Origin of the sequence: Rhodopirellula europaea 6C (assembly GCF_000338295.1) — a bacterium.
Lineage (GTDB): Bacteria > Planctomycetota > Planctomycetia > Pirellulales > Pirellulaceae > Rhodopirellula > Rhodopirellula europaea.
In genome coordinates, this window is the sequence record NZ_ANMO01000135.1 from 1 (window position 1) to 8651 (window position 8651).

General features: G+C 53.1%; 8 protein-coding genes. All 8 read left to right on the forward strand.

The window, feature by feature from the left end; genetic code table 11:
- Window positions 1-1164: 1164 nt before the first annotated feature.
- The 8 genes from RE6C_RS31700 (at window position 1165) to RE6C_RS15080 (ending at window position 8598) form a co-directional block, all read left to right on the forward strand.
- The gene (locus RE6C_RS31700) at window positions 1165-1557 is read left to right on the forward strand and encodes a hypothetical protein (RefSeq protein WP_144054778.1); all 393 of its coding nucleotides are present in this window, start codon (window positions 1165-1167) and stop codon (window positions 1555-1557) included.
- Between the two features lie 624 nt (window positions 1558-2181).
- Complete coding sequence (locus tag RE6C_RS15030) at window positions 2182-2616, forward strand: hypothetical protein (RefSeq protein ID WP_039962161.1); 435 nt, start codon at window positions 2182-2184, stop codon at window positions 2614-2616.
- 133 nt (window positions 2617-2749) lie between these two features.
- Window positions 2750-3055, forward strand: a complete 306-nt coding sequence (locus tag RE6C_RS15035) for a hypothetical protein (RefSeq protein ID WP_008657818.1) — start codon at window positions 2750-2752, stop codon at window positions 3053-3055.
- Window positions 3056-4668: 1613 nt separating this feature from the next.
- Window positions 4669-5199, forward strand: a complete 531-nt coding sequence (locus RE6C_RS15050) for a GspE/PulE/PilB domain-containing protein (RefSeq protein ID WP_008657825.1) — start codon at window positions 4669-4671, stop codon at window positions 5197-5199.
- A gap of 121 nt (window positions 5200-5320) precedes the next feature.
- Window positions 5321-5692: a hypothetical protein gene (locus RE6C_RS31705; protein ID WP_144054780.1), complete on the forward strand. Its 372-nt coding sequence runs from the start codon at window positions 5321-5323 to the stop codon at window positions 5690-5692.
- A 1281-nt stretch (window positions 5693-6973) separates the two neighbouring features.
- Window positions 6974-7408, forward strand: a complete 435-nt coding sequence (locus RE6C_RS15070; RefSeq protein WP_144054781.1) for a hypothetical protein — start codon at window positions 6974-6976, stop codon at window positions 7406-7408.
- Between the two features lie 114 nt (window positions 7409-7522).
- Window positions 7523-8059 carry a YrhB domain-containing protein gene (locus RE6C_RS15075; RefSeq protein WP_008657829.1) on the forward strand — a complete coding sequence of 179 codons (537 nt, stop codon included), beginning with the start codon at window positions 7523-7525 and terminating at the stop codon, window positions 8057-8059.
- Window positions 8060-8100: 41 nt separating this feature from the next.
- Complete coding sequence (locus RE6C_RS15080) at window positions 8101-8598, forward strand: hypothetical protein (protein WP_039962171.1); 498 nt, start codon at window positions 8101-8103, stop codon at window positions 8596-8598.
- Window positions 8599-8651 lie beyond the last annotated feature (53 nt).

The following is an 8651-nucleotide window of genomic DNA, read 5'->3' on the forward strand; positions in this document are numbered from 1 at the left end:
ATCCGACTGAAACAGTGCTGTACACGGACTGCAAATTGCTAACCGACACTGGCGATGTTTTCGCTGATAACGTTGGCGTCGACCTGAGATTCCGCGCTCGATCGACCGCCCAGCCGGATACCGCTGCGATATGGTACGGAACACTGATTCCAGCATCGCGACTTGCTGTATCGAAATCCGACTTTCTGACGTTGCAAATGATGAATTCCTCAATAGGGACAATTCAAATCCAAGACTCACCGAGGCAAGTCGACGACACTATTCCGTTCAACGGTGTTACTGACCGACCTCGACTTGATGATCCTCCGGAAATTGAATCGGCAACGAAACTGTGTGAAGAATGCAAGTCACCCTATTTTCGTCCTTCCTCAAGAATGGACTCGCTTTGTCCTGAGTGTGCGCACCATCTCTATGGTTACTCGAATTGCGACCACGTTTTCGATTCGGGTACTTGTTCAGCATGCGGATGGAATGGCGCGGCGTCCGCGTACATTAGTCATATCAAGCGTTACGGAGACCCAAAGCCAGATTGACCGCGGATAACCATCGCATGCAACGGAGGACGGGTGGCCCGCGTTTTGGTATGCTTGCAGGTCTTTCGCCCGTCCCCGCTGATGCGTGACGTTATCCTGCGGAAGCTTTATGGAATTGGCTTCGCAGATGGTGGCTTGAGAGGAGACCTTTCACGTTCGAAGTCGCACTCGATCGAACGCGTTTTGGTAGTTCGTCAAACTCGAACGCGCGCCGACGTGCATTCTGTCTGGCTTGGACAAAACTGGTTGGCAACTCAAACCAGTTCAACGATCGTTGCGTCGACATGCGGCAACGCGCTACGACGTGCATTTTGTCGTTTTCACCGTCTGAGAAACTGAACGCTCAAAACGTTTCAATGATCGTCGCGCCGACATGCAGATGCTGTGTTTGCATTTGCTTCGATGGCGAGCAATAATGCAATCTCACCGGCAACGCGTCCTCGATCGAAACCGAGCTCGGAACGCTATTCGCCGGATAACAAAGCGTTGAACCGAAGCCGCGTTTTCCGCTGTGCGAACATCGTTCCGCGGATGATGCTCGTGCCTCGCATTGTATCATCCGCTACACTCACTACATACCTTTACCACGCGTCTCGGTTAACGCGGCCGTTATCCCGCTCAGATTGTTGTTGTGCATGAAACGCCAAGAAGGATTTCGACATCCCACGATCTTGTTTTGGGTCGCGACAATTCTTGGTGGTGTCGCGGGGCTTCTGTTCGCCTGGCAACTATGGATTTTGGCAACATTCGTTTTGACCATTTCAGCAGTTCTCGGAATGCTCGATTATCGAGCGTGAATCTTATGGGCAAACCAAAGTGGCTTGAGCTGATCTACCTTGTAGTCTTCTTTTTACCTCCAGCAATTGCCAGCGGGTTGACGTTGCAGGCAATCGGTCTACACCTCGACATTACGGGAATCATTACTGCAGTTTTAGTTTCGTTTGTTTTTGTGGTATCGTGGATTGGCATTTGCGTCGGCTATTCGAAACTAACCACCTCCGATCCTGATGAAAACGCGGGATAACAATGTGATGCACGCGAAGCCGGACTTGCGCGTGTTTTTTGAAGTTTAGATTATCGTTCCGGCTCGGTGATCACTGCCGTTCCCCGACTGAAGTCTATGCGTTTGTACCGCACACTAACGATCGCTAGCATTTAACTGTTGATTGGTTGGTTTGCCTTTGTAGCAATCCAATACACTAGGACTCGTACTCGAATGCGTGCTATCGCCACGGAATTACACATGGAGGAACGGGCTTTCCATATCGTTTCCGATCCTCTCGATCCACCCACGTCGGTGGATGGCGAAGAACGGCTTCTTGTTGTTGGCGAATCGAGCGAGAATTTCCTACTTTGCAGCATTGTTCGCAACCCGAACTACTCTGATTGGCGTGGTAAGTGGAAAGTCGATCAATGCTTCCGACCAGACATTCAACCTGAACATCCTAGACTTCCGATCTGGGAACCATTGAAACAGTATCCCACGGAATCAGACTTGAGGCGATTTCGAACGCTCGCCCTACAACAACCTTGGGTCACGTGGGACTGTGCCGACGGATCAATCCCCAAGAGCGGGGAACAATGACATGCACGGGAGGACGGCTTGCGCGTTTGGTTGAAATGGAGAGTCTTTCGTCCGTCCCCCGTGATGTCTACCGTTCGCCGCACTGGACAACGAATGGGAGCCAACAACCCGTACAAAGCACCGACTTCGATCGCATCCGCTGAGGGGCGTGCCAGTACGGTTCATCCCGACTGGCGATGGATGGTTTGCATGGTTCACCTGTTTTCCGCGTTGGCTCTGTGGGCGTTATTCTTCTCATCGCACGGCGAAGCGGGTTGGAGACTCACCTGCCACGGCTACTGCTCAATTCCCTTGTTTGGCTCCGGCGCAGCAGTGCTGCGGTTCATGTTGCCGCTTCTGCTCGCTGTGTTGCCAACTGCCGCAGCATCACTTCTCTTTTGGCATTCTTACCACAACTGCGATCCCACACGAAAAGCCACGGGTCGGAACTTCGGCTTCCTGCTTCTAGGTATTATCCTTGCCGGCACAAACGCTTCGCTGTACGATCCGATTGGGTAGTCGCAATCCACGTCGATTCAAAATGGCGGCGAACCATCGGTTGCAACGGAGGCCGCGAGTTGACGTTTTTGAAGTGGTGAGTCGTTCGCGCGGCCCCGCTGAACCGTACCGTTCGTCGATCTGATAGTTCTGAATGCGACTACACATCAACATCGTGACACTGCTTGCCGGCATCCTGATCTCCGGTACCGGACTTGGCGGAATTGGTCCGTTTGTTGGTATTGCTGTCATCGTCTCTGAACTGTACCGCTGCAAACGAATCATGTCACTCACGTCGGACATTTCCGCCGATACGATCTTGGCGTTCTACCGTGGTGATCGTGCTCGCCGATACTTTGGTGCAAAGTCGACCGCCAACGAAATCCGAAAATTCGCAACGACACACCATGTGAATCAAGTTAACATTGCAAACACTGCGTCTGCAGTTGAAACGAACTGACAAGAAGGCGACGAACCATGGGTTGCAACGGAGCGGGCGAGCCAGCTGGTTTTGAAGTGGAGAATCGCTCGCGCCCGCCCGCTGAACCCCGCCGTTCGTCGACCCGACAAGATTATGCGTGCTCCACGATTTTCGCTTCTCTCATTGATTGCGTTCATTTCGCTTGCAGGTTGCTTCATCGCCGTGAGCAGCATACCGCGACCGCAAGGCCGCATTTCTGGACGGCTCATCGGTGAGCCTAGTTGCCATAAAATGCCATTCGACGTTTGTTACGGCTTACCCTTTACGGCCCGTACGGACAGCCCTTTGTATCATCGACCACACTCGACCGGACCTTGCAAATTCAATTCCACCTATCACACCATTGGGTTGGTGGCCAATCTTGCATTCGGACTCATTGGCTCTGTTTCGTTGATTGCGGCGGTCATCTACACCCCTAAGTATGCCGCGTGGTTGGCGTTCTTACACCGAGAACGGAAAATGATCGATGCGGCGGTCGCGCGGCGCTAAGCACTTCCAACTTGAGATCATGCTTCTTGCCCAGATGTTTGGTATTCTTTGAGCACGTAGACGACTTTAGCCTCCGAAAACACGACGAACCATGGCATGAACCGAAGCGACCGATAAGGTCTTTTGATTGGTAGATACCGGTCGGCGGTCGCTCGGTTATGCCCGCCGTTCCCCGACGGAGGCTGAAGACTTGTGACTGGATGGCAACACTTGGCGACTCAACGACGGCGCATCGATCGCCTGGGGGTTGCCGCGTTGTTTGTGTCTCTCGCAATGCTGGTCTATGCGATGAATGCGTCCCGCCCAGTAGTTGGTCTTCTTGCATTTTCCGCTGCTCCGATTGTCGCCATCTGCTGCCGGCCCCGATGCCCATTTTGCAGCCGGACTCTCTCGCTCCTATGGCACCCTCCAAGCGGCGACTTTTGTCACCGTTGCGGCACCTCGTTTGCCTCCGATGTTGAAACAAATTGCAAGACATAGTTCATTTGCGTCATGACGGTGGTTCGTCCGGGTTGGTTTGTGGACGGCGATGGCGTTCGATATGATTCGTCTGCGTCTAGCGTGTTTGCTGACGTATTCACGCTTCGACACGGGGAACCATCGCGTGCACCCGAGTACGCGAGTCGGGCGGTTTCGAAGTTGAAAAACTTTCGCGCGTACCGGGTGACGCGTGACGTTCCCCGACTGAAGCAACGCGATGCTCTCCGACAACCCATACCGTCCATCGCAAACCGAGTCACGGCACCAACGGCTTTTCGACACAACGCATTGGACCTGCACTGCTTGGCGGTCCCCGCTCCGTAGCATGTGTGCCGTTTTTGCGACGTTCTCTTTGCTCGGCCTTCTCTTCCTTTCGGTTGTCACGGTCCACCCGAACACACAACGTGATGCGGCGATCTTGGCGGTTATCTGTGTGGCTGTTGGCTCGCCGTCCTTGTTGGGCACATTTCTGCTGCGCCGCCGATATGTTTCGTGACAAAATGGCGCAAACTATCAATAGCTCCTCCGAATCATTGGTACACTGGCAATATGGTTCAATGCTGGCCAATGCGCGAGCGGGGAACCATCCCGTGCACCGGAGCCGGGCCTGCGAGTTTTCACGAATGGACAATCAACTTTCCCGGCCCGGTGACGGGCAACGTTCGCCGACTGATAAGGGAGGCCCGACAACAACACCGATGCGAATCAAGCTTCAACGCGATTGCATTGCATGTGGGGCAACCTATGGCTCCGTGATACCAACGGGCGTCTGCCCAACTTGCGGTCACAAGTTTGACGCGACGCCAACTCACATTGCGTTGGCCGGACAACTTGGTCCATGCAACTTGGACGGGTTGCTTGCGGCGATTGCGGACTATCACGACATCCCATATCTAAAGTCACTCGATCAACCCATCTGCAAATCATTGGCGAACCGTGTTCCCGAATCTATTGCGCGTGAGCATCGGCTGATTCCGGTTATTGTCGGTGACGTTGCGAGGTTCGCGGTGCGTGATCCAATGGAAGAAAACCTGTCCGAACTACTGCTCGAACAGATTGGAGAACTTCCGGAATTTGCCGTTGCACAACGTGATGCTATCTGGCAACGAATCAACGAACACTATGGTGTGCTGCCGAGTCGAATGTTAGACTAAATCTTCGATGGTTCCAAAGAGCGGCGAACCATGCGATGAACCGAAGTCGCGGAGCCATCGTTTTTGACAATGGAAAATCGTTTGCCGCGACTCGGTTATCGCGGACGTTCCCCGACCTACGATGACCTACCCTGTATCTGACATTTGGTTCCGCACTGCAGCAACCCTAGAACGCGTCGCTGATGCCATTGGCTTGGTGGATACAACGCACGATGCAGAGAATCACTGGGAATGGGTGATCGGAACTTCCGGCGGCCTCCAACTTGATGTGACTCGGACGCATACGACGGATGCGATCAATACTGACACCCGGATCTTTCGTCTCGATAATCAACCGTTCATTGATGCTGATATTGATACGCTCTGCAAAAAGCTTCTCGCGATTTCGGAATCCGATATCTGCGTGGGGCAATGGCAATACTTGGCCGGAAACGAATTCGATAAAATTGTTTTCTCCCGCTTCGACAACGACCGGAAGAGCGGGGAACAATGACATGCACCGAAGGACGCGAGCCGAGCGGTTTGGCAATGGTGAATCTTTCGCGCGTCCTCGGTGATGTCTGACGTTCTGCTATTTGAATTGGATCACATACCTGCGTTGAATCCATACTCGACTCCTTCGCAAGCCACGTCTGACTCCGGTTCCGCCGCAGGTCCGTCGATCCTTTACACAATTCAAACCGTCTGGATTGCGACTGGAATCTCTCTCTTGACGCTAGCAATCATTGCTTCGTTGATTTTCGATGGATCTTTGCGTCGCTTGTTTTTCTCCGACGACTCGTATGTTGCGTCGTTCAGTGCGTCCGTTTCAGTCGCTGCATTCTTCGCGGTCGGATGCCTAGCTGGATGGTGGTTCCAGTCATCGCGTATTGCGTTGTTGACTACAGTTGTTCTGGTCGCGAGTTTTGGAACGATTCTTTGGGTTTCGGACTACCTGCACGACTTCGGTGAGGGAGACCAGATAATCGCCTACCTCGGAATCGGCGTACTTTCTGGCGGCTCATTTGGTCTAACCGCATTTTCGATCCACAACACAGGCGCTAGAGCTGTATTCTCGATTGCACCTCATCTATGCTTTGGGATTGGCTATGCTGCCGCTGTGCACACCATGTCACCGTGACACCGAAGAAGGCAGAACCAAAAAATGCACCCGAGTCGCGAAGTCGGGCGTTTTGACAATGGAGAATCTCTCGTCGCGGCCGGGTGATTTTAGACGTTATCCGACCTTAGTCCTAGACTTTTCTGAAGTGCGCACTTTCTCAATCAAGCGATGCATGCTGGTGGTTATGGCAATGGCGATCATTTTCGCTATGTTCCGCGTCAATTGGGCGATAGGCATTTGCGTGACAGGGTCTATTCCCCTTGTGTTCTCACTATGCGATGCTATGTGCACCCACAGAGTTCGATACCCAAAAGTAGGCTGCGGTCTTCTCCTAGCATACCTCGTATCACCGGGGCCATTTTATGGGTTTTCCATGATGTTGCACAAACTTGGATGGAACACATCCGGGCTGACCACAGCATACAACTTCATTTACAAGCCAATCACGATGCTTTGCAAGCTTGATGCAACAATTGTGTTTCATGTGAATATCAACAGCTATTTGAAAGAATGGGGGGCAATTGGCAGATCACTTGCAGTCCTACTATTCGGTCAGGCGGCGGAGTAACCAAACGATCAACACGGAAGTCACCGATCGCGCGTTTTGGAAATGAAAAGTCAACCGTGGCGGCCCGGTTATCGCTATTCGTTATCGGACTAAAGTTCTCGACCATGAAACGCCAGTTTAGTATCCGGTTGCTTCTGCTTGCAGCATTGTTCGTGGCCTGCGCGCTGTGGTTGCTCATGCCATTTCGCCCTTCCGCACGCTTCACGCCCGTTGGATTTGTGAAAAGCAGCCCGCCTAACAACGGCAAGGCGTTCCGTGTCACAGTGACTAATGACGGGTCCTCTAGCGTTTGGTACACCGGAAACGACACCAACATTACTTCATTCACCGCAATACAACTCGATAAAACCGGTAATGGAGGTCGGATTACGCCTAACGCCGAAGCTATTGGCTGGGTTGAATTGCATCCGGGGGCATCCGTGGCACTCGACGTTCCGATTGTCACTGGCATGGGCATCGAAACTGCTACACTGTCAACTGAGCTATCCGATTGGCGTGGCCGGGTCGCTCTCATTTCGTCTGATGCATTGAGCCCGTAGCAACATGGCCGATAACCATGCGATGGTGACGGAGCGGCGGTGGTCACCGTTTTCGTCTGCTTGCAAGTCCACCGCCGCCGCCCGCACATCGCAGACGTTATCCGACCTAAAGACATGACTCCTGCAGAAGCCTTTGCCCTTGCCGAGAAGCACATCGAAGCAGGGATGGTTGCTGACGCGGACACGCTTCGTGAAACGGGATTTGGATTCTACTTCCACGTTACGTCCGAGGAGTACCTTCGCACTGGTGACATGATGGACATGCCTGTCGGCTCGTGCGGTGTCTTGGTTGAACGCGATACCGGCGAGGTGCACGACCTCGGTTCCGCATTCGACCTCGAATATTGGCTCGAAGCTTATGATCGTGGCTTGCATTTGCCCATGGACGTGATCGTGCTTTCGATTGGTGACCGGCAACGCGCCGCAAGTGCCTTGGGGCGACTGCAAATGTCTTATGTGATCCCGGAGGTTGCGCACGGCGAGACGTGGACGATTCCCAAACACTACAACCAAAAAGACTTCATCCGAGCGTTCGATTCGCTTCCCGCGAGATTTGAGGCTCAGCGACTGATTTTTCGCATGCACGAGATTGATGCTATCGCGAAGAACCCTGACCTTACGATCTCGCTTGAGGTCCAGAAAGACGGATAACCAAGCCATTCACACGGAGCACGGCTTGCGCGTTTTCACAAATGGATACATCACTCTCCGTGCCCGGTGATGGCAACCGTTACCGGACTGAATGCGTTCCGAGCGTGCGACCAAATGGGCAACTCGAATTCACCGCCACAAAGATGAACGTCTACGATCCGTCACCGAGTGACGTTGCTTCCTGGGTTGAACTCGGGCAACCAACGCCCTGGCCAGACCAAGACTGGGACATGTACGTCTGCAATGGGCTCAACGATGACTTGATCCTCGCGTACGCCAATGACCCGGCTTGCATTCAACGCGAATTTTTCGTTCATTGCCTTTATCAACTTGTCGGCGACTTCACTGCATGGAGCACCGAAAACGCTGACTTGGCTGCACGGATCGAGGAACTGCTCGCCAACGTCGACGAAAAATGCCACGATGACGTTCGCAAATGGCGTGACGAAACGATTGCTCTCCGTGGTGGCACGATGCGATTTGACCTAAACTATTGGGTTCACCATTTATACGTCGACCAAATTCCAGACGGCCGGTAACCATGGGTTGCAACGGAGGCCGCGAGTTGACTTTATTGAAGTGGCGAGTCGCT